Genomic DNA, 24,530 nt, shown 5'->3' with positions numbered 1-24,530 from the left:
ACATGATCACCACCGAACTCGTCTTCGTCCGCCACGGCGAGGCACAGTGCAACGCCGACGGACTGGTGGGCGGACCTCGGACCTGCACCGGACTGACCAACCGCGGCTACACCCAGGTGGAACAGGTCACCCGGCGGCTCGCCAACGAACACCGCCACCAGCCCTTCGACGCCCTGTACGCCGGGCCGCGCCTGCGCCTGCTCCAGACCGGCGAGATCATCAGCCAGGCCCTTCGCGTCCCGCTCACCACGGACGTACGGCTCGACGGTCCCGTCCACGGCGACGCCGACGGCAAACCCTGGGCCGAGGTGAAGACCGCCGCCGACGGCGGGCCTCACGCGCACCCCGACACTCCCTGGGCGCTGGGCTCCGACACCTGGAACGGATACCTGGAACGGGCCGGCGCCCACCTGGCACAGCTCATCGCCGAACACGAGGGCGACCGCGTCCTGTTCGCCGCGCACGGCGAGACCGTGATCGCCGCCCACACCCTGCTCCTGGGCCTCCCGCCCGGCTCCCCGGCAGGCTTCACCCACACCCACGCGTCCGTCACCTGCTGGCAGCACCACCGCAACCGGCTCGACCAGACGAGATGGATCCTCGACCGGCACAACGACACCTCCCACCAGGCCCTCCCCATGCAGGAGGCCACCTCATGATCACGTCCCGCGTCGATCCGCGCCTGGACCTGGCCCGTGACCGCATCGGCGCCGTCCGCGTCATACCGGACCCGTCCCTTCCGCCCCGCCTGCTCCTGCTGGCCGACGGCCGGGGACGCAGATACTTCGCCAAGCAGCACGGCGGCCGGGCCCGGTATGTCCAGGAGGTCCATGCATACCGGACCTGGGCCCCGCACCTCAACGCGCATGTGCCCGATCTGGTCGGGTATCACGACAGCACGCACACGTTCCTGGTGACCGCGCTGTCCGGCACGCCCGCCGACACCGTCCCCCCGGGATCGCCCGAGGAAGATCTGGTCCACCACGAGGCGGGCCGTATCCTGCGACTGCTCCACCAGGCCACCCTCATCCCGCGCTCCGGAGCCGTCGGCCCCGACCTGGCAGACCGCCTCGCCCGCTGGATCCAGCGGGCGGATGAGGCCGGCCTCATTTCCGCCGACGAACGCGGACTGCTGGCCGTCCACCAGGACGTCCTGGCGGGCACGCTCATGGACAGCGCGGCCTGCCACCTCGACTACCAGCCGCGGAACTGGAACATCGGCGAGTCCTTCGGGGTGTACGACCTGGAACACATGCGCCGTGATGCCCGCATCCGGGACTTCGCCCGTCTCGAATTCCGCCGCTGGCAGGCGGCTCCCCGCCTCAGGGAGGCGTTCTACGCCGGATACGGCCGCCGCCCCAACGACACCGAGCAACGCCTCCTCGAATCCTTCGGTGCCATCGAGGCGGTGACGGCCCTCGTCCGCGGAAACGAGCAGGACGATCTCGCCCTCACCACCCACGGCCGCACGGTCCTGACCCGGCTGAGCTGAAACGCCAACCCCACCGCTACTGGAGACGCACCGTGACACAGCAGCTGAGCCCCCAGCACCCCCAACTTCCGCGCCGGGCCGTCGTGACCGGAGCCGCCGGATTCATCGGCTCCCACCTCGCCCACGCCCTCGTCCAGGCCGGGACCACGGTCATCGGCGTCGACCGTCGCGACCCGGCCACCCACCAGGCTGCCGCAGCCAACCTCGCCCCCCTGCGGTCGCTGCCCGGGTACATGAACGTCACAGCTGACCTGGTCAGCTGTGCCATCGATCCCCTCCTCATCGACGCGGACGCCGTCTTCCACCTCGCCGCCATCCCCGGCGTCCGCCCCTCCTGGGGAGCCCAGTTCGGCGACTACGTCGCCTCCAACATCATGGCCACCAAGCGCCTGCTGGACTCCGTCGGCCGTCTGCGCGTCCCTCGCCTGGTCGTCGCCTCCTCCTCCAGCGTCTACGGCACCACCGACGGCGGGCCCAGCGTCGAGACCGACCACCCGCATCCAGCGTCGCCGTACGCCGTCACCAAACTCGCCGAAGAACAGCTCTGCCTCGCCCACGCCGCGCAGCCGCACTGCCCCACCACCGTCGTCGCACTGCGCTACTTCACCGTCTACGGCCCCCGCCAACGCACCGACATGTTCACCCACCGCGCTCTGCTGGCCGCCCTGACCGGCCAGCCCCTGCACCTGTACGGCGACGGTCACCAGCGCCGGGACTTCACCTACATCGACGACGCGGTCGCCGCCACCATCGCCGCGGCCACCACGCCCCACGCGCACGGGGTGATCAACGTGGGAGGAGGAGCGAACGCCTCCCTCCTCGAAGTGATCCACATTGCCAACAGCCTCGCCGGCCGCGAAATCGAGGTGCTGCAGGACGGCCCCCGCCACGGTGACGTCCTCACCACCCGCGCCCACCCCGGTCGCGCCCACGAGGTCCTGGGCTGGCAGGCACAAGTCGACCTCCACAGCGGCATGCGCGCCCACATGCAGACCCTCACCGCCGCGCCCACCATGCACGGCCAAGCTGCCTAACCAGCAGGAATTCAGGAGGAGTTGCTGTGGAGAGCCCCGAGCGAGCACGACTCGACACCTTCTTCCGACGCGTCACCGAGCAATTCCCCGCTGCCGGCCCGATCACCTCACTGATCATCACGCACTTGCTCTCCGAGCGCCCGGCGTTCCTACGCGCGATGGCCGCAACCTCGACCATCGGCGCCGTCCTGCCCAAGCCCAAGTCCATCCACCAGCGAACCCTGGAGGAGGTCCGGGATCTCTACCCCGTCCACGACCTCAGCAGGGACCTGTTCGCCGACCCCACCCGTGCGCTGGAGTGGGTCGAGGAGACCGCGGGCGGCCAGGACATCGTCCTGGCGGACATCGGCGGCTACTTCGCCCCCAGCCTCGCCACAGTGGTCGAGAAGTTCTCCGGCCGCGTCCTGGGCGTCGTGGAGGACACGGAGAACGGCCACCAGCGCTACGCCGGACTCGACCAGCTCAGATGCCCCGTCATCTCGGTAGCCCGCTCACCCCTCAAGGACTGCGAAGACCACCTGGTCGGCCGGTCCATCGTCTTCTCCACCGACGCTCTGGTCCGCGCCCGCGGCGACATCCTGACCAGCCGCAACGCCTGCGTCCTCGGCTTCGGCAAGGTCGGCCGCGCCATCGCGCAGACCCTGCGCGCCCACGACCTGCGGGTCACGGTCTACGACAAGGACCCCATCCGGCGCGTGCAGGCGCACTCCCACGGCTTCCGTACGACCACGACCACCACCGAGGCGGTCAGGGACGCCGAACTCGTCCTGTGCGCCACCGGGAATCTCGCCCTGCGCCAGCACGACTTTGCCGCCCTGCGCAACGGCGCCTACCTCGCATCGGTGACCTCCTCGGAAGACGAACTGGAGCTCACGCCCCTCCACGACCTCTACCAGCGCATACCCGTGGGTGATCAGCTGACGCGCTACGAGATCACCGGCCACTACTTCTACGTGCTCGCCGACGGTGGCGCCGTCAACTTCGTCCACGGAGCGGCCGTCGGCACCTACATCCACCTCGTCCAGGCCGAAATCCTCGCCGCCACCGCCGCCCTCAGCCACGGACTCTTCGAGCCCGGCCTGCACACCATGCCCACCACGGACCGCCAGACCATTGCCGGGATCTGGCTCGACCACTTCGACAGGTGACCCCCTTGCCTCCGTCCCCCGACCACATCCGCGCCACCGCCGAGGCATACCTCCGCCGCCACCCGGGCGAACAGCAGCTTCTCGCCCCGCTGTTCGCCGCTCTGGCCGGTGCGCAGATCCCTGCGCACCGCAAGACCTTCCCCGCTCACGTCACGTGCAGTGCCATCGTCCTCGACGCCGCCGACCGCGTGCTGCACATCCATCACAACGCCACCGGCAAGTACCTCGCGCCCGGCGGCCACACCGAACCGGGCGACCAGGACCTCGTACACGCCGCCCTCCGCGAACTCTGTGAGGAAGCCGGTATCCCCGACCACGCGGTCTCCCCGCTCCCCGGGTTCGAGACGGTTCCCCTGGACATCGACGTGCACGACATCGATGCCAACCCCGCCAAGGAGGAACCGGCGCACCAGCACATCGACTTCCGCTTCGTCTTCCGGCTCACGGCTGAGCACATGGTGACGCTCCAGCCCGAGGAGGTCGGCGGCTACGACTGGCGGCCGTTCGAAGAGACCGCGTCGCCGACCGTCCGCGCCAAGCTCGCACTCCTTGAACATCCCGCACGTTCCTGAAACGCCGACCGACCGGGGGTATTGCCATGTCCACCGCCTCACCCGCGCAACCACGCACCGTGCGCCGCCACATCGCGGTCATCCCCTGCCGGTGGGGTGCCTCACGCTTCCCCGGCAAGCCCTTGGCACTGCTCGGGGACAAGCCTCTGCTGTGGCACGTGTACCAGCGCTGTCTGGAGGCCACGCTTCTCGACGGTGTGCTAGTCGCGACGGACGACGAACGCATCGAGACCGCCTGCCACCGTCTGGGGATCGAGTGCATTCGCACCCGAGAGCACCTCACCGGCACCGACCGTGTCGCTGAGTGCGCCCAGCGCGTGCCCGCCGACGGCTATATCAACGTTCAGGGCGATGAGCCGTTCATCGCGCCGGCCGCGATCGACGCCGTCTCCGACGCTCTGCACCATCTCGCGGCCGGCACCCTCGCGGTGAACGCCTACACGGAACTGGGCGACGTCGGCGCCGTCCTCGACCACAACGTCGTGAAAGTCGTGCTGACGACAGGGGGAAACGCCCTGATGTTCTCGCGCCAGCCGATCCCCTATCCGCGAGCAGCCCGCCCGACGTATCTGCGGCAACTGGGGCTGTACGGCTTCACCGGTGAGGCTCTTCGGCAGTTCCGGCGGCTCTCGCAAGGGCCGCTGGAGCAAACCGAGGGCGTGGAGATGCTCCGCTTCATCGAGCATGGGCACGGCGTTCGGATGCTTCAGGTCGCAGACGACGGCGTAGCCGTTGACACGCCTGAGGATCTCGCACGGGCTTTCACCATCCTGCGGAGTCGGAGGCACGACCCTAATCCGGCTCCCAAGCGCGCCTCCCAGCAGATCACCGCGCACAGGTAGACGCACCCCGGTAATGACCAGAGCCTGAATTGCCGAGTGATCACGAGAGCACCAACCCTGCTGGGTCAACTCTGCCCGAGTGAGAGCGAGAACCATCCGGGTCACCGGATGCCCCGCCCTCCGCGACGGCCAATTAAGGACTCCGCCCCAGGCGAGGTCTTTACCTCGCGCAAGGAAAGGAAAATCATGCGTCACCCGACGCTCCTCGATGCCATCCTCGACAAGCGAGGGTGGCGGCGCTACGAGGTATTCATGACGCAGCTTGCCAGTGCAGGAGCCAGGGCGGCCAAGCATTACGAGAATCCGCGTCTGGCCAGGGTGAAGAGCGTCGGCCGGACCACGTTCGCACGGTGGTGCGCCGGTGCGCAGGAACCGCGTGGCGACACGGCCGCTGTCATGGAGTTCTGGTTCGGGCATAGCGTGAAAGAGCTATTCGGTCCGGCGCCGGAGCTGGTCCTTGCCAGGAGCCTCCCGGTTGGACATCAGGTTCGACACCTCGTTCCTGTCCGTCGCGGCACCTGCTCCAGGAGCCGGCGGGGTATGGCACATGGACGGCCTGCGGATCCTGGACGGGACGTCCGTCTCGGTCCAGATGTACGAGGCAGCGCTTCAGCCCGGCTCTGTGGGAACCACCGGCCTCGCCAGGCCGGAAGCCGCCATCTCAGCCTTGATGCCTTGGACCGGGCCTGCACGTACGTGGCGGCCGAGTTGCGGTCCGAGGCCGGTGCCCCTGTGGAGCGACCCGATAGCATGCACGGAAGATCCTGAGGCGAGATCCAACCAGGCTGCATGGACCGGAAGTTGGGGCGATAGCAGGCGTGACACGAACGGTGGCTGTCTACTCTCTCGGCGGCACCATCGCCATGACCACCGACCCTGCGACAGGGGGAGTCGTGCCGGCTCTCTCCGCCCATGACCTTCTGGCGGCTGTCCCCGGCCTGGATGGTCACGGCATCGACCTGCGCGTGCACGACTTCCGCCGGGTGCCCGGTGCCTCTCTCGCTTTCGACGACCTCACGGAGCTCGGCACCGAGATCGACAAGGTCCTCGACGGCGGCGATGTCGACGGGATCGTGATCACACAGGGCACCGACACCATTGAGGAGACGGCGTTCTTCCTCGACCTCCGCCACGGTCACAACCAGCCGGTCGTCGTTACCGGTGCCATGCGCAACCCCACCATGGCCGGCCCTGACGGACCGGCCAACCTATACGCGGCCGTTGTCGCGGCAGCCGACCCGCAACTGCGTGGAGCCGGGGTGCTGGTCGTCCTGAATGACGAGATCCACGCGGCACGGCATGTCCGTAAGGCGCACACCACCAGCCCTGCCGCCTTCGCGTCACCCGCCACCGGACCCATCGGCCGGATCGCGGAGGACCGGGTACGGCTGGCCTCCCCGCTGCCCGAACGATTCGTTCCCCTGGCACCGGCCGTCCGTGACACACGCGTGGGCCTTTACACGGTCAGCCTCGGCGACGACGGCACGCTGCTCGAAGCCTGGTCCGGCCAGTGCGACGGGCTCGTCGTCGCCGCCTTCGGCGTGGGACACGTCCCGCAGCGACTCGTCGAGAGTCTCGAACGGCTCGCCGTACGCATTCCCGTGGTCCTCGCCTCGCGCATCGGCAACGGCCCGGCCCTGACCGGAACGTACGGGTTCCCCGGATCGGAGAAGGACTTGATCAGCCGGGGGCTCATCCCGGCCGGCGACCTCGGCCCGTACCAGGCGCGCCTCCTGCTCCATGCCTTGCTCGCCCAGGACGTGGCCCGCGAGAGCATCGCTGAGAAGTTCGCCGTTTTCGCGCGCTGATTCCGCACGTCCGCCCCGCCCGAGAAGACCCGCATGCGTGCCCATGTACTGAACACCGGCCGGACGTTCGGCGTCACCTTCGACCACGGCGAGGACTTCTTCGACGCGCTCTCCGCGTTCTGCCGTGACCAAGGAGTGCGGCAGGGCTACATTCCCTCGTTCATCGGTGCGTTCGCCGAAGCCGAGATCGTCGGCGCCTGCGAGAAACTCGAAGACCCGGACGCCCCGGTCTGGGCCAAGACGTATGTCACCAACGTCGAAGCCTTCGGTGCTGGGACAATCGCCCACGATCCGGAGACGGGAGGCATCCTGCCGCACATCCACGTCTCCGCCGGGCTGAAGTCGCAGTCGGCCGACGGCCGTACCAGTCACCTCCTGAGCGCCAAGGTGCAGTTCCTCAGCGAGCTCTTCATCGTGGAAGTGATCTCACCGGTCATGACCCGGCCTCGAAATCCTGAACTGTACGACGTGCCACTGCTCACTTTCGGCGCTCCGGAGTGATGCCCTCGTGGATAGACAAGGTCGTGATCGTGGACGACAGCGAGCACGCGCATGAACTCGACGAGGTCGAGCTCGGTGCGGAGTCGGCTGCCGTAGAGGGGCGTGACGTGCCAGCATCTGGTGCCGCATCAGGCACCGTTCGCATCGTTCCTGTCAGACTGCTCGGATGATCGTCAGACTCGCGGGAGATGAAGACTTCCCTGGCTTCCTTGGCCTGGCGGCCCAGGTTGAGCATTGGTTCGGTCCGATGGTCGAGGAAGTCGGCTTCCATGACGCTGTGCGCAAGCACATGCGTCGGTCCACGGCGCTCGTCGCTGTTTCCTCGGGGCCGGATCTCCTCGGCGGGCTGCTGTTCGGAGCGAAGGCGTCGACCTACCACGTTCACTGGCTTGTCGTCTCGGAGCAGGCACGGGGGAAGGGTGTCGGTCGTGCACTGATGTCGGACGCGATGCGTAGGTGGGTGCAGGGTCCGGGCAGCATTGAGGTCGTCACTTTCGGCGCCGAACACCCCGGCGCTTTCGTCAGCGGCGCGCGTGTCTTCTACGAGCGTCTCGGCTTCACCCCTGCCGAGGCTGTCGGTCCAGGACCGGAAGGCGGTTCCCGGCAGATCTATCGCCGGGCCGTCACCTGATTCACGGGATGTTGGCCCTGGCGTCCACGGTTCAGAGGGCGGCTGGCCAAAGACATGAGGCAACACATTCAGTAGTCCCGTCATGCGAAGTGCGTGAGCACTATCCGTAACGGATGCGGCTTGTCGATCGCGGCAGTCGAAGAGAAGCGCGGACAATCTGTCCGTAAGTAGTTGTTCCCCAAGCTCTTGACGCCCGAGACGCAATGAACCTCAAATCTGGGACATTTCACCCCAACTTGCCGCTTTTGTGTAGTTTTTCTGAACCGTGTTGGGTGTCTCGGACGCGACACCAAGGGGCCTCCCCCGTAGTCGCCACGCTGCCAGCTCCGTTAACACTTGGTGACCAGGGGCGCGCGGTAGGGCGTTTTCCGTACCCTGAGGCGAGTGCTCCATCGCGAAGGGACAGATCCACCGATGAGTGAAAACCTGACGCTGGGAGATCGTCTCCGTACAGCACGCAGGACACGGAAACTGTCTGCTGCTCAACTGGCACAGAAGGTCGCAGTCTCCCCGAGCTACGTGCAGAAGTTGGAGTCCGGCGCGCGGAAGGCTTCACCGTCGCTGGTGCTGGCACTCGCGAAGGCGCTGCGCTTCGGCCCCGAGGTCCTGACCGGCCAGCCCTACTACGGTGAGCCGGAAGCCGAAGACAGCGTCCACGCCGTCATCCCTGAACTTCGCCGCCTCCTGCTCTGCTACGACAGCCCCGACGACCTGGAGATCGCACCCCGTGCGCTTCCCGTGCTCGCCTCGGAAGTCGACCAGGTGGCGGCCCTGCGCCGTGACGCCCGCTACGCGCCGATGGGCCCCCTGCTGCCGCCGATCATCACCGAGTTGACGCATGTAGCCCTTGGCGGCGGCAACGGCGACCAGAGCAAGGCGTTCTGGCACCTGGCTCGCGCCTATCGTGCCGTGAACTCCCTGGCCCACAAGATGGGTCACCATGACCTGTCGAACACGGCGCTGGAACGCGTCCGTTGGGCAGCCGACCGCTCCGGCGACCCCCTGATGCAGTTCACGGCCGGTTACCTAGTCGCGGGAGCGATGCTCCGCCAGGGCGCGTACTCGCCGGCACGTCGCAAGCTCCTCGCGCTGCGGACCGAGCTGGAGCGGTTCCAGCCGGAACGCTCCTTCACGCAGGACGCGCTTGCCGTCGACGGTGCGCTGCTGCTGAAGCTGGCCGTTCTCGAAGCCCGTGAGAACAACCCCGATCGCGCCGACGCGCACCTGCGGGAGGCGGAGCAGGTCGCGGGCATGGCAGGCAACCGCGACTCCCTTGCGTACGAGATGTCGTTCGGCCCGACGAACATCCGCATCCACGAGGTGCACGCGATGATCGACATGGGTGACACCGAGCAGGCTCTCGCCCGCCTCACCGAATGGTCTCCGGTTTCCGGCGGCGAGTGGGCGCCGCCCAGTACGACCGTCGGCGAGCGGTCGAGCCACCACTTCATCGACGTGGCCTCCGCGAAGCTCGCTGTGGGCGATCGGCCGGGCGCCTTCGCGGATCTCAAGCGCGCGCGGAAGGTCGCGCCGAACCATACGCGGTTCCACCCATCCGTTCGCGAGACGACTGCGGCGCTGCTCAGGATGGACGCTCACCCTTCCAACGAACTGTCTGCGTTCGGCAGTTGGACGGGACTTAGCACAACCTGAACCTGCGTCAAGGGCTTTGGTGGGAGAACCCCACGGACAGTCTGTCCGCGCACAATAGCTTGCAGAATGGAATGGTCTCCTCACACCCAGTGGCGAGGAGACCATTCCATGTCCGAAGACAATCCCGCAGCTCGCGCGGTCCCGCCGCGCTGGATGCCCGTCGGCGAGGAGCCCGAGCTCTGCTCGGCCGGCGAGTGGTGGGATGCCGTACGCGCCATGGAGGCCGTGGGTCGGCGCGCGATCGAGATCCTCAGCGAGGGTGACAAACCGGTCGGTCCGGTGATCCTGGACCACGAGGGTCCGGAGCCCCGGCTGTACTTCCTGGTCCCAGTGGGCACCGCGGCCCGTTGGAGGGAGCCCGGGACCGTTGCGCTGGGACAGAAGTGCCACGTCGTCGTACCGTCCACCGAGAGCACGACACCTCCGGGGATGCACTGGCACATCTTCCCCCGCAACCCTCGGTCGCTGAACCAGCCCGATGTCCTGCACCGCGCCCTGAGCCGGGCCCGCAGGGAACAACAAGGGTCAGCGGAGGAAGCAGCCCCCTGACGGCCCTGAGCATGTCCTTCGTTTTGTTGCTCCGCATCATCGTTGTCGCTCTGATCCGCAGCAAGTCCGTGAAACCTGGACCCGCGTCCGTCTGATGCTCTTCGGGTTCTCCCTACCGAGCACGTCCATGACTCCGAGCGTCAATCATATGATTAACGGCATAAGGGACCTGATCGGACAGATTCGCCTCTAGGCCACCCCACTCGATGGCCAAGTCGTCCGCTTCGCGGCCCCACTCCCCCCAACTCGCCTGAGGCTCCAATGACATTGACGTGCACTCCAGAGAACACGACGCCACGTCGCACAGTTCGAACACACGGAACGAGCAGCCTCGTTCTCGTTTTCCTCCACCGCCCCGTTCACGGCGGGGGGCCCTGATGCGCCTCGTGTATCACCCTGCCGGTCACGACGATGCTCTGCATGCGGCCTTAGAGGACCTTGGGGTGGGCCGCTGGCGCACCGCCAGGAAGCTGCTGCTGGAGACGGGTTCGCATTGGGCGCTGCGAACCTCGCGTACTCAGGTGTTGGCTGTGGCGGCTGCGCGGTCGGATGTGGTCAGTGTGTGGTTGGGGGAGGAACCCAACAGCTATGACGCTCAGCTGATGAGTGCCCGCGTGGCGGTGGAGCGGGCGTTGCGTGCTAATCGTCAACAGCACCCGTATACCTGGGAGTTCGAGGGCAGGGCGCGACGTGAGGTGCTGCTGGCCGCCAACCGGGCACCTGGCGACCCTGTGCCGTGGGTGTGCCTTGTGGCGCTGGCGCAGATCGATACTCAACTGGGCCGTCCGGAGCATCGCCTCGTGCCCACCGAGCCCATGCTGCCGCACGGTCCGTGGGGGCTGCTGTACGAGGTCAACAGGCGGGATCCGTACAACCGCGAGGCGTACCACCGGCTGCTGCAGTTTCTGCTCGCCCTGGAGGGGCCGGCTGGCGCTTCGTTGGCCGCGGGTATCGATTTCGGGAGATGGGTGGTCTCGCAGCGGCCACCGGCATCGCCCCTGCTGCTTCTCCCCGCGTACGCGCAGATCGAGCAGCGGCGCCGATCGCGGGCTGATCCGTTGTGGCGTCAGCAGTGGTCGCAGGAGTCGACGCTCGATTGCACGCTCAGCGCGTTCTACGAGTGGTTCCGCCAGACGCCGACCGAGCTGTGTTCGGTCGCTGATCTGAACTGTCTGGCCTACGCGTTGTGGGCGGGGAGCCAGTATCTGGAGGCGGCCGAGGTGTTCTTGGCGACGGGCCCGTACGCGGCTCGTGAGCCGTGGGCCTCGGTGCACGAGGGCGCTGCGGGCCCGGACCCGGGCGAGGCACTGCTGCTTCGAGCTCGAGCCGAGTCCCTCTCCTACGCCCAGTCCCATGGACAGCGTGCTGGCCCGCATCCCTGACGAAGACCAATCCCTCGCGCATGGCGACTGTCACACACCTGCCCTGTCCTGTATTTCAAGAATTATGGAGGTTGTTCCGTGTCTCGTTTTGGGCCCGGTCATCGCGCGGCATCCCGGAAGTCGGATGAGGCGTATCTGAGAGAGCTCGGCTACGAGCCGGTGCTGACCCGGCGCATGGGACCGTTCGGAAATTTCGCTATCAGCTTCTCCGTCATCAGCGTCCTGTCCGGCTGCATGACCCTGTACGGGTTCGGCCTGAATACCGGCGGTCCGTCGGTGATGCTGTGGGGCTGGGTCGTGGTGGGCGCGATGGTGATGTTCATCGGTGCCGCGCTGGCCGAGGTGACCTCGGCGTATCCGACCTCGGGGGCCCTGTACTACCAGGCGGAGCAGCTCGGTGGCCGGAAGTGGGGCTGGTACACGGGCTGGCTCAACCTGTTGGGCCTGCTCGGCGCGATCGCCGGCATCGACTACGGGGCCGCCCTGTTCACGGGCGCCTTCCTCAATCTCCAGTGGGGCTTCGTACCGACGCCCGGAAAGATCATGGTGATCTTCCTGTGCATCCTCGCCCTGCACCTGGTGCTGAACCTCTTCGGTGTCCGGCTGGTGAGCATCCTCAACAGCATCAGCGTCTGGTGGCACCTGGCCGGCGTCACCTTGATCGTCGGCGCGCTGGCCGTCGTGCCGTCCCACCACCAGTCCGCCGGCTTCGTGTTCGGGGAGTTCGTCAACAACACCGGCTGGTCCAGCTCGGTGTACGTCGTGGCCCTCGGCCTGCTGCTGGCCCAGTACACCTTCTGCGGCTACGACGCCTCCGCCCACCTCAGCGAGGAGACGACGGACGCGCAGGTCTCCGCCTCCCGTGGGATCATCCACGCGATTGGCTGGTCGTGGCTCGCCGGGTTCGTACTGCTCGCGGGGCTCACGTTCGCGATCCAGGACTACGCGGGAACCGTGGGCACGGCGACAGGGGTGCCGCCGGCTCAGATCTTCCTCGATGCCCTGGGCCTGGCGGGCGCGAAGGCGCTGCTCCTGGTCGTGATCGTCGCCCAGCTGTGCTGCGGCAACGCCGAGACGGCCGCCGCGTCGAGGATGGTGTTCGCGTTCTCACGTGACGGGGCGCTGCCGGGCTCGCGCCTGTGGCGGCAGGTGGACCACCGGACCGGTACTCCCCGCAAGGCCGTCGTGTTGTCGGTTGTGTGCGCTGCGGTGCTGGCGTTGCCGAGCCTGTACAGCCCGGTCGCGTACGCGGCAATCACCAGCATCAACGTCATCGGCATCACACCGGCGTACGCGATCCCGATCTTCCTGCGGGTCAAAAACCGGGACCGCTTCCGGCCCGGCCCGTGGAACCTCGGCAGCTGGGGCGTGATCGTGGGCACGGTCGCGGTGATCTGGGTGGCGTTCGTGACCGTCCTGTTCTGTCTGCCGCAGACGCGGCCCGAGGGCGGCGCCCTCATCACCGTCGACACATTCAACTACGCCCCCGTGGCACTGCTCGTCGTGCTCGCGCTGGCGTGGGGGTGGTGGCACAAGCAGGGCGGATCGTACGAGGTCCCGGCTCGTGACTTCGATCGCGCCGCCGGCCAGGACGACGAGGCGGTCGTCTGATGACGCGGACCACGACGGACACCGGCATCACAGCGCACCCCGTGCTCCCGTCCCTGGCCGCGCCGGCCACGGGGGACGACAAGCCGGTCGCGCTGGCCAACCTGCGCGACCTGGTCAAGGCGGGCGCGATCGACACGGTGCTGCTCGCGATGCCCGACCTTCAGGGACGGTTGAAGGGGAAGCGGTACGACGCCGGTCACTTCCTCAAGCGCGTCGCGCATCACGGCGCGGAGATGTGCGCCTACACCCTGGCGACCGACGTCGGGATGAGCCCGGCGGCCGGCTTCGAACTGGCCTCGTGGGAGACCGGCTATCAGGACCTGACGGTGCGGCCGGATCTCGCGACAGTGCGCGTGGTGCCATGGATGCCGCGTACCGCCGTAGTGCTCGGCCACGCTGTTCACGAGTGCGGCACATCTGTCGCTGTCGCACCGCGTCAGATCCTCCACCAGCAGCTGACCCGGCTGGCCAGGCACGGCCTGCACCCCAAGGTCGGGATCGAGACCGAGTTCGTCCTCTACCACGGCACCTACACCGAAGCCGAGCACGCCGGATACCAGGGGATGCGGCCGGTCACGTCGCAGAACCTGGACTACGCCCTCGACCACGATCCGGTCTCCGAGCGGTTCTTCCGCCGCCTGCAGAGGGCACTCTCGCGCGCCGGCCTGCCCATCGAGGCCATCAAAACCGAGGCCGGCCCCGGCCAGGTGGAGGTCACCTTCCCCTACGGCGACGCGCTCGCCGCCTGCGACCAGCACCTGCTCTTCAAGCACGCGGTACGAACCCTCGGCTCGCGTGCCGGACTGGCCCCCACCTTCATGGCAGCGCCTGAGACCGGCCGGGCGAACGGCATGCATCTGCATGTGTCGCTGTGGTCCAAGGCCATCAGCCAACTCCACGACCCCGACAACGAGTACGAACTGTCCCCGACCGGCCGGAACGCGATCGCCGGCCTGCTCGACGGCCTGCCGGAACTCGGCCTGCTCTACGCGCCGAACGTCAACTCCTACAAGCGGTTCACGCCCGGCTCCTTCGCCCCGACCACCGCGAGCTGGGGCCGGGACAACCGCACCTGCGCCGTCCGTGTCGTAGGCCGCGGTGAAGGTCTCCACCTGGAGGTCCGCACCCCGGGAGCGGACGCCAACCCGTATCTGGCTCTGGCCGCCGTACTGGCGGCCATCGATCACGGTCTCGAACGCAAGCTGGCTCTCCAGCCCGCGGAGACCGGCAACGCCTACCGCAGCGGCGGATCCCTCGCACCGCCCACACTCGCCGCCGCCCTGGCCGCCTTCTACAACAGCGACCTGGCGCACAACGCGTTCGGCATCGACATCGTCGAGCACTACACCCACCTCGCCCACCTGGAACTCGGCCACCACCAGTACCTGGTCACCGACTCCGAGCGGCAGCGATGGCTGGCTCATGCCTGATCACACACCTTCCATCAGGAAAGGGTCCAGGACTCCCGTGAGTTCACGACCGGCACGTCCAACCGCCCAGCACCTCGATCTGACCCCCGCACAGATTCGGATCGCTCAGCAGGTCGCCGAGGGCAAGGCCACGTCGGCGATCGCATCCGACCTGTCGATCACCGGCGGGACCATCAACGTGCAGATGAAGCACTGCGGCCAGAAGCTCGGGGTCAAGGGCCGGGCCGCCATCGTCCATGCCTGCTACGTCACCGAGCAGCTCAGACGTCCTCATGGCACGGTCCCTCCCGGGGCCTTCTCAGACGCCGAGACCGAGACCTGGCGGATGATCGCCATCGGCGCCGACTCGAAGGACTACGCCGACCGCGCCCGCATCAGCCGCGACGAAGCCCTGAAGCGGATGCGAGGACTTCGAGAACGTACCCGGGCTGAAAACGACCCCCGCTTGGTGACACTCGGCTGGGCATATGGAGTCCTCGACGAGTCCCTCGTCGAGACGCTCTCCGGCGCCGTCCTCACCGCCGCCGCACACATATGACCAGCTCAGAACGCCCTGCCAGCGTCCCCTGGCACACGCCCGATTCAGAAGACAAGACCCAGAGCGCCCCATTGATCATGAAGAGTGATCACGTCGGGGCTCGCCCAGAGGAAGGGCGCATCGCGTGACCGAACTGCCCAGCGCACTCCACCAGCTCGTCTCATCGGTGACCGACACCTACACCGTGCTCGCCGAGCATCCCCGGCCCGGTCATGCCAGGGCCTCGGTCTGGGAAATCGGCGGACCACACCGTGAGCGGTGGTACGCGAAACAGCACGCGGGTGCGCTGCCACACCGTCGTGAAGTGGACGCATACCGCGCGTGGACTACCTGTCTCGGCACCGGCCGGGCCCCCGAACTGGTCACGTACGACACGCAGACCCACACGATTCTGCTCACCGCGGTGCCCGGCCGCAGTCTGGACGCGCAGCGGTTAACGGCTGAGCAGGAGCGCAAGGCGTACGAGCAGGCCGGCGTACTCCTCGGACGGCTTCACGCCTCAACGGTCGACGAGCCTGTCACGCAGGTGACTGAGGAACGGTGGGAGGCGGATGCGCAGGCGCTGCTGGAGCGTGCCGCGCGCCATGTGCCGCAGGAGGTGGCTGCGGTCTGTGCCTTCATCGAGGAGGCTCCGCCCAGCCTCCTCCGTGTGGCGACCCATGGCGACTACATGCCCAGGAACTGGCTGTGGGACGAGACCGAACAACGGCTGCGGATCATCGACTTCGAACAGGCCGAACTCCAGACGGCCGCCCGCCGGGACTTCAGCCGTCTGCGCTACCGAGTCCTGTTCAACCGCCCTGACCTTGATGACGCCTTCCACTACGGCTACGGCCGCCGGCCCACGCAGGAAGAGCTCGCCGCGTGCCGGTCGTACGCGTCCGTGGACGCGCTGGACGCCCTGTGCTGGGGGATCAAGCACCACGACTTCGGGCTCGTCGACGAGGCACACCTGATGCTGGACAACCTGCGCCGGGAGAACGCGACGCGCGCGTGGGGCGGGCGAGTCTCGTGAACACCAAGCCAAGGACTTACTCGTCCTGCTCGCGCGTACTCGTCGTCTGTCGGCTCTCTTCCGCCTCCCGGTGGTCGGTGTGAGCGAGGCCGACGAGGACGAAGCGGTGACGGCAGACGTGCTGGGGGAGCGGTACGGAATCGTCGTGCAGATGGTCGAGCCGGTGCGCATGGGCACCGACACGAGCAACCGACGCGTCCTGACCGAGGACGGGGCACGGCTCTTCGTCAAGGAGTACCACTCGGGTGCGGACGTGGAGGCGGCCCGCACCGCGTGGGACATGTCCGAGTACTGCCGGGCCGCCCGGCTCCCCATTCCGAGGGTCTGGCCCGACCTGAACGGCAACCTCATCACCATCGCTGCGGGCAGCGCCTGGGCGGTGGCCGACGAGGCGCCCGGACGCGTGACCGCCTCGGCGATGACGGTGGAGCTCGCCGAGCACACCGGCACAGTGCTGGGACGTATGCACCGGGTGCTCGCCGCCTACCCGATGCCGAGGAGGGTGCAGCAGTCCCGCTGGCGTACCGGCACGGTGGACGATGCCCTCGCCCAGGCCGACCGGGTACTGGGCAAGGCCCTGCGGCAGGGGCACGAGAATCCCGAGCGTCTGCGCGCCGACCTCGACCAGCGTCGGGAGGACCTGCACGAGCATGTCCACCGGCTGCGCGAGCACCTGCCCGGCGAACTGGTGGAACAGGCACTGCACGCGGACTTCACCCGCACCAACCTGATCGTCCTCGCCGACGCCGTCACCGGTGCCATCGACTTCCGGGGCGCGAGCGGCATGCCGGCCTGGGAGCTGGGCCGGGCCGCATTCGACCCGCGCACCGTAGCCACGAGCCCGCAGTGGGACGCCTGCGCGATGGCGATGGTGAGCGCCTATCACGCCGAAAGCCCGAGCCTCCCCCTCGCGGACGTACGCGCCTGCGCGCGGGCCGCGCTGCTGCACATGCTGTTCAGCTTCTCCGGCGCCACGACCACCGAGTACGACCTGTACCCCGAAGCGGAGGTCGATCTGAAGCGGTACTGGAGCGAGAAGCAGATAACCATCCGCCGGTTGCTGAACAGTCTCTCGGATCTGGAGGACGCCTTCGGCGACCTCCTTCCAGGCGCAGGCCCCGCACGCGGCTGCTGACCGACAACACCTGCACATCGTGCCGAGGAGCGGTTCCGACCGGCCGCTCCTGACAGGAGGAGGACCGTACTCCGTGCCAGCCGACGCCGAACACAACACAGGAAACCGGACGCCGAGGGGATGGAAGCGCCGGTGACGACCACACCGAAAACCGATTCCCCGACCTGCCCGTTCGCCGAAGCACAGAACGCGGGCGCGGACGAGGAGCTGAACTTCAGCATCCCCGGCGATGGCCGGATCGCGGCGATCAACACCATCACCAGCCGCGCCATGGCTCGCCACGGCAAACGGTCACCCGGGCGTCACAGACATGACGCGAGACGACAAGTCTGCACCCTGGAGGACATCGCGCCCGCCCCGTTTCCCGCCTTGGTCAGCGTGACGGCCTTTCCCGGCCGCGCCTGGACCGATGCGGTCACCAGCTGCGCAGGCGCGCCTTCCTTCAGGCGCGCTGACGCCTCACATCCCGCAACTATGAAGGCCATTGCCGCCTACCTGATTGGGAACGCGGGACCCCTCGGACGTAATCGCCCGACAGAAACCCAATTTCGTGAGCATCTCTGTCTCCCTGGTTGTTGTGCTGGCCGTCATGGTGTGGCTGCTGATCCGCAAAGGTGGTCTCAAGGCCGGCCACGCAATAGCGGCCGTGTTCCTCGGCTTCTATCTCCACGACAGCTCGCTCGCTCCGTCCATCAGCCGCGGCGTTTCAAGTGTGGTGGAGATGATCAGCGGGCTCCGTATATAGGCCGGCCGCCGGGGCACCCTCGTGGGCCCGGGCCGTACGCCGCCGCCGCAGTTGGTTGCGGACTGGCGCGCGTGCCCCAGCGGCCACTCCCACATACCGACCACTCCCCCATCCCTGTGAAGGCCACGTTCCACGAGGTCACCCATGTCTGATCTGCCATGCCCGCGACCAGTTGGTCACCGACGTGGCCAGCCCCTGCGTGCGCGCGGCGCTGAGCCGCTACGCACCGAGAAGGGGCTGCGCCTGCGGTTGCGGCTTCTGGTACTCGTACCCGCCGTCCTGGTCACGGCGATCCTGTGCATGGCGGGTGCCACCCGCGCGACGGCCCCCGTCCGTATGGATGGCTGGATCACCGGAGCGGTGGTGGCAGCCGCTGGCCTGGCCGTGCTGGTCTGCGCGGACTGGCTGGCCGTTCGCACGGCGGCCGAGCTGCACCGGCAGCGCAGCGAGTACAGCGATTCGGTGCACGGCTGGCTGCGGCACTTCCAGTCCGGTGTGAACGAAGGACGCAAGAGCATCAGCGCCGCTGTTGAGCAGCTCAACCGGGGTGAGCGGCCCACTCCTCCCGCCCCCAGCGCGGGACAGGCAGGCTCTGACAGCAATCCGTGGAACGAAGCGGAGGCCACTCTTTTCCAGCTGCACGCGGAGGCATGGCGGGCGGTGGTGAACGGGCGGCAGGCGGAGCTGCCACAAGCGCTCGTCTATATCGCCGGGGGCATGACCCTGCTGCTCGTACGCGCGTTGGGCATCATGACCGAGCTGACCAATCAGGTCCAGGACCCGGATCTGCTGTATCGCGTGTACGACGTCAACAATCTGCTCAAGCGCATGCGGCGGTCGGCCGGGCGCCTCGCGGTTCTGGGCGGCGTGAAGGCGCGCACATTGAACCAGCCGCTCGGGCTGGTTCAGCTGCTGCGTGGCGCCTCAGGCGAGATCGAGAAGTACGCCCGGGTTCGCATGCACGCGTCCACCCTGGATGTGAAGATACCGGGCTTCGCCGGACCCGATCTGATCCACCTGCTGGCCGAGTTGGAGGAGAACGCCACCCTCTGCTCGCCGCCGGACAGCAAGGTCGTTGTGCGCACGTCGAGGGTCACCGCGGGGCTGGCTGTGGAGATCGAGGACCGGGGCATCGGTATGGCCCAGGGGGAACTCGACCGCTATAACCGGATGTTGGCCGATCCGCGGGACAGGGACCTGGCCGAGCAGCTGGCCCAGCGTCAGACCGGCCTGCTCGTGGTGGCCAAACTCGCCCGCCGGTACGGCATCCACGTGCAGCTGCAGCAGAATCTCATGCACGGCACGACAGCGCTGGTGGTGGTGCCGGACAAGCTCCTGCTCTGGGCGGGCGAATCGGCGGCGCCCGCATCCCCTGCCGAGCCTGCCGCCTACGTTGTCACGGTATCGGGCCCATCGGCGCTGTCCGCAGGGCGCCCCGGCCCCCGGCCGGCTGGCGGGCCGAGGCCCAGCCCCCCGGCCCCGGCGGGGACTGCGTCATTGCCCTATCGTGACGCGCAGCGTTCCCCGGTTCAGCAACCCGCCGCTTCGGCCCCGACCAGGACAACGCCTCCCCCGGGAGCAGCGCCCGACTCTCGCCCCCAGTTGCCGCAGCGGACGCCACAGGCCACGGTCCATGATCGCGCGGCCCCTGCAGGGCCTGAGACCGCCGCCGTCTCGCTGGCGCCGCCGGATCCGGCCTTCGTCAGCAACTTCGCCCAGGGCGTGCATCGTGCCGAGCAAGCCGCGGCAGGGCGCGAGACCCGCCCGCCCGAGGGAAGCGCGAGCTGACCCCTCGCAGCGCAATCCGCCCATCCTTCGTGCCTGGCTTCGCGCCTGAGCACCAGTCCGTACAACGTACGAAGATACGGAGAACTAGCGATGACCACCGACTCCACGGCAGCCCAGCCGGACCTGGTTGTGGACGAGCTCCTCAACGACTTGGCCAAGGTGCCCGAGGTGATGGGCGTCCTCCTCGGCTCGCAGGACGGTCTGCGGCTGGCTCACGCGGGACCGGGCATGGACGGCCAGATGGCGGACCGCCTGGCCGCGGTGATCAACGGCCTGTACTCGATCGCTCACGGAGTCGACGACGGCGAGGGCCGTGTCGAACAGGTTCTGATCAGGAAGAGCAACTTCCTGCTGTTCATCATGAGCGCCGGAAGCCCGCCGGCCGCGGTGGCCCGGAACGCGGGCCGCGACCCGGACAAGGTCGACAGCGTCCTGGGGGTGCTGACCAGCACCCGGGCGGACGAGGGAACCGTCGCTTTCGCGATGGTCGACCTGATCAGGCGGATGGGTGAGCTGCTGGCCACGCCAGCGCGCGTGGGCGGTGCTCCTTCCGGTGGCGGCCAGTGAGATGGCGTCCGCAAGCAGCCCGGCCTGGACCGTCGAGGACACTGAGGCCCCCAGCTTCTACGTCCTGACCGGCGGCCAGACCCGGCCCACACACGACCTGCAGATCGAGACGCTGCTGTGGGCCGAGGGAGAACCGCCCTCCGGGCAGCCGCCGGAAGCCGACCAGGCCATGGCGTTGTGCCGGGAGCAGCCCCTGGCCGTCGCTGAGATCAGCGCCCTGATCGGGTTGCCCTTCCAGATCACCAGGATCCTCATGTCCCGGCTGATCGACATCCGTGCACTCAGCGCCGTGACCACCCCGCACTCCGCAGACCTTCCCGACGTCGCTCTCCTGAAGGCACTTCGCAATGGACTCCTCAAGATCTGACCCCGGCCCGGCGCGCCGCTCCAGCCGCGCGAAGCCCACCCCCGTCAAGATCGTCGTCTCCGGCGGGTTCGGGGTCGGCAAGACCACGTTCGTGAGCGCCGTCTCCGAAATCACCCCGCTGCGCACCGAGGCCGTGATCACCAGGGTCTCCGAGGGCGTGGACGACCTCAGCCTGCTGGTGGACAAGACAGCGACCACCGTCGGCATGGACTTCGGCCGGATCACCTTCCCGCAGCTGAACGCGGTCGTGATGCTGTTCGGCACCCCGGGGCAGACCCGGTTCTGGTTCATGTGGGACGAGCTCACGCGAGGAGCCCTCGCCGCGGTGGTCCTCGTCGACACCCGCCGCCTCGACGACAGCTTTCCCGCGGTCGACTACTTCGAGCGGCTCGGTCTGCCCTTCCTAGTCGCCGTGAACGTGTTCGACGACGCCAGCCACTACGACCCCGACGAAGTCGCATCAGCCCTGGCGCTGCCGTCCACGGTTCCGGTCGTGCTGTGCGACGCCCGCCTGACCACGGACGCGACCGGCGTACTCGCCCGTCTCATCGACCACGTACTCACCCACTCGTACACCCCTGCCACCGTTCTCCAGGGAGCACAGCTGTGAACCCTCACGCTCCGTCCGATCTCCTGTCCACCACCAGGCACGACACCGACTGGCAGAGCCACCTGCCCGACCTCTTCGACCCCATGGCTCCGCCCGTGGAGGCGTTCGACGCCTTCGCCCGGCAGGTCGCCAGCGCGCTCGGCACTCCCTACGCCATGCTCAACTGGGTCGGCGAGGAACAGTACTTCCTGGGGCTCGCCAATCCCGCCGACAGCGAACTGCCCGTGCTGGACCGGACCCTGCCGCTGACCCACGGCTTCTGCCCACACGTCGTCCAGCGCCGCGGCTCGCTGGTCCTTACCGACGTCCTCGATTTCGACGCCTTCGCCGGCAACCCGGTCGTCGACGAGCTCGGGGTCCGCATGTACGCAGGAGCCCCCCTCATCGACAAGCGGACGAACCACGTCTGGGGCACCGTCTGCGGGATCGACATCGAGCCGCGCGACCGTTCGCAAGGCCGCCCGGTGTGGACGGTCATCGACCACATGCGCGACCTGTTCATGACCGAGCTCTACCGCCGCACCAGCCCGTAGCAGGACCCGCGCCCAGCAGCACCGTTCGCGACCATCACCCCAAGGGAGAGACCACGATGCCCACGATGTCGTCCACGACGCCGGATCTCACGCCCGACCACGAAACCCTGGTCCAGCACTTCGACGAGTTCGCCACCGCGGAAGTCGCCCCCCGAGTCCAGCGCATGGAGTCCTCCCCCCACGCCGTGGAACGCGACCTTGCCCTGCTCATGGCCGAACAGGGATTTTTCGGCGCCACGATCCCCCGCCAGTACGGCGGTATGCACGCGGGACATCTCGCCAAAACCCTCATGATCCAGAGGATGGCGCGGGCCTCGGGCGCGGCCGGCGCCATCCTGCAGGCCAGCCAGCTTCCCGTATCGATGATCATCCACTTCGGCAGCGACGAGCAGAAGGCCCTGCTGCTGCCCCAGGTCTCCTGCGGGGACACGCTGCTGTCGATCGCCGTGACCGAAGAGGAGACCGGCAGCCATGTGCTCGGCATGGAGACCACCGCCCGCCGCGACGGCAGCGACTGGATCATCGACGGCAGCAAGGTCCACATCGGAAACAGCCACATCGCCCACTTCCACTGCGTCGTGGCCCGCACCGCCTCCGCCGACACGGCCGGCTCCCGTGCCCTGACCGCATTCCTCGTCGAGCACGACCGCGACGGGCTGACCGTCGAACCGCACCGGCCCGCCCTCGGCCTGCACGGCTTCACCTTCGGCAAGCTCACCTTCGACGGCGTACGCATACCCGAGGCCAACGTGATCGGCGAAGTGGGCGACGGCAAAGACATCGCCTACAGCAGCAGCATCCTCTACGGCCGACCCAACCTCGCCGCGGTGTCCCTCGGCATCCACGAAGCGATCATGGAATGTGCGGCCGGATTCCTTGAGGGCCGCCGCCGCTACAACGGCGCCCTCGCCGACCTTCCCGTCCTGCGCGACCGGATCGGCGACATGAAGTCCCGGCTGATGGCTAGCCGCGACCTCGCCCACCTCGCCGTACGCATGCTCGACTCCGGCCGCCCCTGCGACGACCTCCTCATCAACTCCAAGTACCTCAACCACAAATGGGCCGTGCAGTCGGGCCAGGACGCCATGGAACTGCACGGCGCCCACGCCCTGCGCTCGGACTACCCCCTCCAACGGCTGTGGCGGGACATCCAGCACACCTACTCGCCCGCCGGAACCGGTGAGGTACAGCGCCAGCGCCTGGCTGAGACCGAGCTCGGTGCCCCTCCCATCCAGTGGTCCGAACGGCTCGCCGCCAAGACCTCGCTCTTCCTCCCCACCAGCACAGCCGCCTGACCCCCAGGCGCCCGCGCCCTCCGGCACAACAACCAGCTGCGGGAACCCCCGCCCGCAGTGTCTGTCTCCGCGACCTACCGCCCGCCTCCAGGCCCCACCGCCACGTGGGGCCTGCCAACCGCGCGGCCGGTCCCGGTACCCGCCACCAGCCGCCTCCCTGCCCGTTGCACCGAAAGCCAGTTGATGAAGAGCCAGCCCCTGCCTCCCCTGCCGCGGTGGCAGCCCAAAGCCCGCACCGGGCATGGATTCGCAGGACACCTCCACCCCGGCGCCACACCGACCAGCAACCTCGTGGTCACACTCGCAGCCGCCCCCATCGATCCACAGCCCGGACCGGAACCGGTCACGACCAGGGGGACAGGGGCGTGACCATCATCGACGTCCGCGATGAGACCCGGGGCCGCTCCGGGCTCGCCGAGGAGATCGAGCAGATCCTGCGGGACACCGTGTCCTTGATCGAGGAAGTCACGGACCTGTCCTGTCCGACGCTGGTGTTCCGGCTGCTCACTCCCCGCGCCTGGAGGGCCGAGATTCGGGCATGGGCCGAGCGGTCGCTGGAGGAAGACCTTGCACATGCCCGCCTCACCGGGCCGGAAGCCGACCGGGTGCGCGGCCAGCTCACAGCATGGGCCGCCACCGACCTGCGCCCGGGCTGGCCGATGAACCCCGGCCTGACGATCACCGACCACTACGGCGAACCCCGCACGCTGATCACACCGCAGGCCCTGCACCACACGGGGGTCCGATACGACCGCACCGCGCTGATCCGCTTCGTCGTCCACGCCTGTGTCCACCACGCACAGATCGCGGCAAGCACAGGCACGCTCCCCCCGCCCCCGATCCGTGCTGCCGCCCGGGTGCACGAGGACTCGGCCACGAGCGCCCTGATGGAGGGGCACGCCGCCTGGGCCGAGCAGACGGTGGCAGGCTCCTACTTCGGATTCTGCCGTGAGCACCGGCCCCGAGAAGTGCCGCGCTCATGGCGCTACCGGCAGCATGCCCGACTGCTCCCCTGGTTGCAGCCCCCCGCGGATCTCACCTCGCTGAGGTGCGCGCGAGCAGCGGATCCGAGTCCACCGGCCCGCAGCAGCGGCGTGAGCTTTGTCCAGGCAGTCATCGAAGTCGCCGGCAGCGTCGCCCCGTTCAACCGGATCTGGACCGACCCCTCGCTCGCCCCCACGTACCGGGAAATCACCCATCCCGAGGCATGGTTCAGCCGCGTCAGCATCGAAGGACCAGCGCTTCTGTAACCGCCGCCGCACTGAGGAGTTTTCGCCCCTACTC

The 24,530-nt window shown here is 68.1% G+C and carries 25 protein-coding genes; all 25 read left to right on the top strand.

Annotated features, from left to right (window positions below; translation table 11 throughout):
- The first annotated feature begins 2 nt into the window (after nucleotides 1–2).
- The 25 genes from J8M51_RS23290 (at nucleotide 3) to J8M51_RS23165 (ending at nucleotide 24,496) form a co-directional block, all read left to right on the top strand.
- The gene (locus J8M51_RS23290) at nucleotides 3–659 is read left to right on the top strand and encodes a histidine phosphatase family protein (protein ID WP_086755115.1); all 657 of its coding nucleotides are present in this window, start codon (nucleotides 3–5) and stop codon (nucleotides 657–659) included.
- Complete coding sequence (locus J8M51_RS23285; protein ID WP_086755114.1) at nucleotides 656–1,492, top strand: aminoglycoside phosphotransferase/kinase family protein; 837 nt, start codon at nucleotides 656–658, stop codon at nucleotides 1,490–1,492. Before J8M51_RS23290 ends, J8M51_RS23285 begins: the two co-directional genes overlap by 4 nt.
- Before the next feature lie 32 nt (nucleotides 1,493–1,524).
- Nucleotides 1,525–2,526 (top strand): NAD-dependent epimerase/dehydratase family protein, encoded by a 1,002-nt coding sequence (locus J8M51_RS23280; RefSeq protein WP_256964383.1) that lies wholly within the window; start codon nucleotides 1,525–1,527, stop codon nucleotides 2,524–2,526.
- Nucleotides 2,527–2,552: 26 nt separating this feature from the next.
- On the top strand, nucleotides 2,553–3,674 hold the full coding sequence (locus tag J8M51_RS23275; RefSeq protein ID WP_086755113.1) for an adenosylhomocysteinase: 1,122 nt from the start codon (nucleotides 2,553–2,555) through the stop codon (nucleotides 3,672–3,674).
- Nucleotides 3,671–4,246 (top strand): NUDIX hydrolase, encoded by a 576-nt coding sequence (locus tag J8M51_RS23270; protein ID WP_086755112.1) that lies wholly within the window; start codon nucleotides 3,671–3,673, stop codon nucleotides 4,244–4,246. Before J8M51_RS23275 ends, J8M51_RS23270 begins: the two co-directional genes overlap by 4 nt.
- 26 nt (nucleotides 4,247–4,272) lie before the next feature.
- On the top strand, nucleotides 4,273–5,088 hold the full coding sequence (locus J8M51_RS23265) for a 3-deoxy-manno-octulosonate cytidylyltransferase (protein WP_179203035.1): 816 nt from the start codon (nucleotides 4,273–4,275) through the stop codon (nucleotides 5,086–5,088).
- Nucleotides 5,089–5,918: 830 nt separating this feature from the next.
- On the top strand, nucleotides 5,919–6,896 hold the full coding sequence (locus J8M51_RS23260; protein ID WP_256964381.1) for an asparaginase: 978 nt from the start codon (nucleotides 5,919–5,921) through the stop codon (nucleotides 6,894–6,896).
- Between the two features lie 33 nt (nucleotides 6,897–6,929).
- Nucleotides 6,930–7,397: a PPC domain-containing DNA-binding protein gene (locus J8M51_RS23255; RefSeq protein WP_086755110.1), complete on the top strand. Its 468-nt coding sequence runs from the start codon at nucleotides 6,930–6,932 to the stop codon at nucleotides 7,395–7,397.
- Between the two features lie 166 nt (nucleotides 7,398–7,563).
- A complete protein-coding gene (locus J8M51_RS23250; RefSeq protein ID WP_179203034.1) occupies nucleotides 7,564–8,028 on the top strand; it encodes a GNAT family N-acetyltransferase in 465 nt (154 codons plus the stop codon).
- A gap of 414 nt (nucleotides 8,029–8,442) precedes the next feature.
- A complete protein-coding gene (locus J8M51_RS23245) occupies nucleotides 8,443–9,681 on the top strand; it encodes a helix-turn-helix domain-containing protein (RefSeq protein ID WP_086755109.1) in 1,239 nt (412 codons plus the stop codon).
- Between the two features lie 108 nt (nucleotides 9,682–9,789).
- Entirely contained in the window at nucleotides 9,790–10,230 is a 441-nt protein-coding gene (locus J8M51_RS23240) for a hypothetical protein (protein ID WP_086755108.1), read from the top strand.
- A 377-nt stretch (nucleotides 10,231–10,607) separates the two neighbouring features.
- Nucleotides 10,608–11,612: a hypothetical protein gene (locus tag J8M51_RS23230; protein WP_086755107.1), complete on the top strand. Its 1,005-nt coding sequence runs from the start codon at nucleotides 10,608–10,610 to the stop codon at nucleotides 11,610–11,612.
- A 174-nt stretch (nucleotides 11,613–11,786) separates the two neighbouring features.
- Nucleotides 11,787–13,223 carry an amino acid permease gene (locus J8M51_RS23225; protein WP_398857389.1) on the top strand — a complete coding sequence of 479 codons (1,437 nt, stop codon included), beginning with the start codon at nucleotides 11,787–11,789 and terminating at the stop codon, nucleotides 13,221–13,223.
- Nucleotides 13,223–14,653 (top strand): glutamine synthetase family protein, encoded by a 1,431-nt coding sequence (locus J8M51_RS23220; protein WP_086755105.1) that lies wholly within the window; start codon nucleotides 13,223–13,225, stop codon nucleotides 14,651–14,653. The genes J8M51_RS23225 and J8M51_RS23220 overlap by 1 nt, the downstream gene beginning before the upstream one ends.
- A gap of 37 nt (nucleotides 14,654–14,690) precedes the next feature.
- The gene (locus J8M51_RS23215) at nucleotides 14,691–15,191 is read left to right on the top strand and encodes a helix-turn-helix domain-containing protein (protein WP_179203033.1); all 501 of its coding nucleotides are present in this window, start codon (nucleotides 14,691–14,693) and stop codon (nucleotides 15,189–15,191) included.
- 124 nt (nucleotides 15,192–15,315) lie between these two features.
- Nucleotides 15,316–16,206 carry an aminoglycoside phosphotransferase family protein gene (locus tag J8M51_RS23210; protein ID WP_086755103.1) on the top strand — a complete coding sequence of 297 codons (891 nt, stop codon included), beginning with the start codon at nucleotides 15,316–15,318 and terminating at the stop codon, nucleotides 16,204–16,206.
- A 79-nt stretch (nucleotides 16,207–16,285) separates the two neighbouring features.
- On the top strand, nucleotides 16,286–17,341 hold the full coding sequence (locus J8M51_RS23205) for a phosphotransferase enzyme family protein (RefSeq protein WP_256964375.1): 1,056 nt from the start codon (nucleotides 16,286–16,288) through the stop codon (nucleotides 17,339–17,341).
- A gap of 550 nt (nucleotides 17,342–17,891) precedes the next feature.
- On the top strand, nucleotides 17,892–18,086 hold the full coding sequence (locus J8M51_RS23200) for a hypothetical protein (protein ID WP_086755101.1): 195 nt from the start codon (nucleotides 17,892–17,894) through the stop codon (nucleotides 18,084–18,086).
- A 249-nt stretch (nucleotides 18,087–18,335) separates the two neighbouring features.
- Nucleotides 18,336–19,874, top strand: a complete 1,539-nt coding sequence (locus tag J8M51_RS23195) for an ATP-binding protein (RefSeq protein ID WP_267299438.1) — start codon at nucleotides 18,336–18,338, stop codon at nucleotides 19,872–19,874.
- A gap of 90 nt (nucleotides 19,875–19,964) precedes the next feature.
- Nucleotides 19,965–20,441, top strand: coding sequence for a roadblock/LC7 domain-containing protein (locus J8M51_RS23190; protein WP_086752125.1), 477 nt, complete (start codon nucleotides 19,965–19,967; stop codon nucleotides 20,439–20,441).
- Between the two features lies 1 nt (nucleotide 20,442).
- Nucleotides 20,443–20,808 carry a DUF742 domain-containing protein gene (locus tag J8M51_RS23185; protein WP_143673076.1) on the top strand — a complete coding sequence of 122 codons (366 nt, stop codon included), beginning with the start codon at nucleotides 20,443–20,445 and terminating at the stop codon, nucleotides 20,806–20,808.
- Complete coding sequence (locus J8M51_RS23180) at nucleotides 20,789–21,418, top strand: GTP-binding protein (RefSeq protein ID WP_086752121.1); 630 nt, start codon at nucleotides 20,789–20,791, stop codon at nucleotides 21,416–21,418. Before J8M51_RS23185 ends, J8M51_RS23180 begins: the two co-directional genes overlap by 20 nt.
- Nucleotides 21,415–21,951, top strand: a complete 537-nt coding sequence (locus tag J8M51_RS23175) for a GAF domain-containing protein (RefSeq protein ID WP_256964026.1) — start codon at nucleotides 21,415–21,417, stop codon at nucleotides 21,949–21,951. The genes J8M51_RS23180 and J8M51_RS23175 overlap by 4 nt, the downstream gene beginning before the upstream one ends.
- Before the next feature lie 56 nt (nucleotides 21,952–22,007).
- Nucleotides 22,008–23,246 carry an acyl-CoA dehydrogenase family protein gene (locus tag J8M51_RS23170; RefSeq protein ID WP_086752119.1) on the top strand — a complete coding sequence of 413 codons (1,239 nt, stop codon included), beginning with the start codon at nucleotides 22,008–22,010 and terminating at the stop codon, nucleotides 23,244–23,246.
- 365 nt (nucleotides 23,247–23,611) lie between these two features.
- Nucleotides 23,612–24,496 carry a hypothetical protein gene (locus tag J8M51_RS23165; protein ID WP_086752117.1) on the top strand — a complete coding sequence of 295 codons (885 nt, stop codon included), beginning with the start codon at nucleotides 23,612–23,614 and terminating at the stop codon, nucleotides 24,494–24,496.
- The last annotated feature ends 34 nt before the right edge of the window (nucleotides 24,497–24,530 follow it).

The sequence above is a fragment of the Streptomyces griseiscabiei genome, assembly GCF_020010925.1.
GTDB classification, from domain to species: domain Bacteria; phylum Actinomycetota; class Actinomycetes; order Streptomycetales; family Streptomycetaceae; genus Streptomyces; species Streptomyces griseiscabiei.
Note: the sequence above shows the minus strand (reverse complement) of the source record. Positions and strands in the feature narration are given on the sequence as shown.

Coding starts and splice junctions, on each gene's coding strand:
- J8M51_RS23225 (WP_398857389.1), top strand. CDS start 11,787: ATGGGACCGTTCGGAAATTTCGCTATCAGCTTCTCCGTCATCAGCGTC.
- J8M51_RS23170 (WP_086752119.1), top strand. CDS start 22,008: ATGCCCACGATGTCGTCCACGACGCCGGATCTCACGCCCGACCACGAA.
- J8M51_RS23245 (WP_086755109.1), top strand. CDS start 8,443: ATGAGTGAAAACCTGACGCTGGGAGATCGTCTCCGTACAGCACGCAGG.
- J8M51_RS23290 (WP_086755115.1), top strand. CDS start 3: ATGATCACCACCGAACTCGTCTTCGTCCGCCACGGCGAGGCACAGTGC.
- J8M51_RS23250 (WP_179203034.1), top strand. CDS start 7,564: ATGATCGTCAGACTCGCGGGAGATGAAGACTTCCCTGGCTTCCTTGGC.
- J8M51_RS23185 (WP_143673076.1), top strand. CDS start 20,443: ATGGCGTCCGCAAGCAGCCCGGCCTGGACCGTCGAGGACACTGAGGCC.
- J8M51_RS23180 (WP_086752121.1), top strand. CDS start 20,789: ATGGACTCCTCAAGATCTGACCCCGGCCCGGCGCGCCGCTCCAGCCGC.
- J8M51_RS23265 (WP_179203035.1), top strand. CDS start 4,273: ATGTCCACCGCCTCACCCGCGCAACCACGCACCGTGCGCCGCCACATC.
- J8M51_RS23255 (WP_086755110.1), top strand. CDS start 6,930: ATGCGTGCCCATGTACTGAACACCGGCCGGACGTTCGGCGTCACCTTC.
- J8M51_RS23220 (WP_086755105.1), top strand. CDS start 13,223: ATGACGCGGACCACGACGGACACCGGCATCACAGCGCACCCCGTGCTC.
- J8M51_RS23285 (WP_086755114.1), top strand. CDS start 656: ATGATCACGTCCCGCGTCGATCCGCGCCTGGACCTGGCCCGTGACCGC.
- J8M51_RS23190 (WP_086752125.1), top strand. CDS start 19,965: ATGACCACCGACTCCACGGCAGCCCAGCCGGACCTGGTTGTGGACGAG.
- J8M51_RS23230 (WP_086755107.1), top strand. CDS start 10,608: ATGCGCCTCGTGTATCACCCTGCCGGTCACGACGATGCTCTGCATGCG.
- J8M51_RS23240 (WP_086755108.1), top strand. CDS start 9,790: ATGTCCGAAGACAATCCCGCAGCTCGCGCGGTCCCGCCGCGCTGGATG.